Annotated in this window: 1 protein-coding gene and 1 pseudogene; both read left to right on the plus strand. The window is 73.8% G+C overall.

Translation table 11 applies throughout. The annotated features are described in order from the left end of the window. Nucleotides 1-14 precede the first annotated feature (14 nt). Complete coding sequence (locus tag GA0115240_RS26135) at nt 15-1,037, plus strand: LacI family DNA-binding transcriptional regulator (RefSeq protein ID WP_202451752.1); 1,023 nt, start codon at nt 15-17, stop codon at nt 1,035-1,037. A 161-nt stretch (nt 1,038-1,198) separates the two neighbouring features. Continuing rightward, a pseudogene (locus GA0115240_RS26140) lies at nt 1,199-1,437 on the plus strand (hypothetical protein); the annotation flags it as partial.

Here is a 1,437-nt window from a genome sequence, read left to right on the forward strand (position 1 = left end):
GACGGGAGGACCGCATGGTGAGACCCCGGATCGGCATCAAGGACGTGGCACGGGAGGCGGGTGTCTCGGTCGGTACCGTCTCCAACGTCATCAACCAGCCGGAGATCGTCTCCGAAGCGATGAGGGCCCGGGTGCAGTCGGCGATCTCCCGGCTCGGCTACGTCAGGAGCGAGCACGCCCGGCACCTGCGGGCCGGCGCCAGCCGCCTGGTCGCGCTGCTCGTCCTGGACATGGGCAACCCGTTCTTCGCCGCTGTGGCCGGCGGGGCGGAACGGGCCGCGCGGCAGGCCGGCCTGGGGGTGATGGTGGGCAACAGCGCGGAGAGCCGGTCGCAGGAGTCCGAGTACCTGTCGCTGTTCGCCACCCAGCGGGTGCGCGGCGTCCTGGTCACCCCAGCCGATCCGACCGGGCGCAGTCTCGACGTGCTCCGCGGGCAGTCGATCCCGTTCGTGCTCGTCGACCGGGTGTCGGCCGACGACGCGGCCTGCTCGGTCTCGGTGGACTCCGTGGTGGGCGGACGCCTGGCCGTGCGGCACCTGATCGCGGCCGGGCACCGGTCCATCGTCTACGTGGGCGGCCCGCCCGACTGGCCCCAGGTCAGGGACCGGCGGGCCGGCGCGCTGGCCGCGCTGGACGAGGCGGGCGTGCCGCGCTCCGCGCTCACCGTGATCACCGCCGAGCGGCTCGACGTCTCGGCCGGGCGGGACGCCGGGGCCCGCCTGCTCGGCCTGGTGCCCCGGCCCAGCGCGGTCTTCTGCGCCAACGACCTGCTCGCGCTGGGTGTGCTCCAGGCGCTCTTCTCCGCCCGGCTGCGGGTTCCCGAGGACCTGGCGATCGTCGGCTACGACGACATCGAGTTCGCCGCGGCGGCCGCCGTACCGCTGACGTCGGTACGCCAGCCGGCCGCGGCGATGGGCCGGCTGGCCGCGGAGATGCTGCTGGAGGAGACCTCGGACGAGCCCGGCCGCCACGAGCACCGCCAGGTGGTGCTCCAGCCCGAACTGGTGGTGCGCGGCTCCAGCCTGCGGGCCCGTTGATCCCGCCGAGCGCCAAGTAACGATTCAAAATGGGAAGTTGGCGCCGCAGGGAAGGATCACCCGCCGACTCGTCACTCTGGACGTCCTGGGAGGGCGCTTGTAGTCTCTCCTCGCCACCTGCTGTTGAATCGTTATAAATCTGCACCAGTCGGGAGCCGCACATGCCCAACGTCCCCAGCGGAGAAGAGCCCCGCACCCCCGGCGCGCAACGGCGCACCGTCTTGAAGGCCGGCCTGGGCGGGGCCGCGGTCGCCGCCACCGGCCTCACCCTCGGCGCCGCCGGTCCGGCCGCCGCGGATGCCGCCCACCACCCGGCCCCGCCGCCGCACGCGCCGAAGAACTGGCAGTCCTACCTCGCGGGGCCCGTCCACGCCGCACCGTGCGCCCCACCGCCGTGCGG

The organism is Streptomyces sp. DvalAA-14, assembly GCF_900091855.1.
GTDB lineage: Bacteria > Actinomycetota > Actinomycetes > Streptomycetales > Streptomycetaceae > Actinacidiphila.

Coding starts and splice junctions, on each gene's coding strand:
- GA0115240_RS26135 (WP_202451752.1), top strand. CDS start 15: ATGGTGAGACCCCGGATCGGCATCAAGGACGTGGCACGGGAGGCGGGT.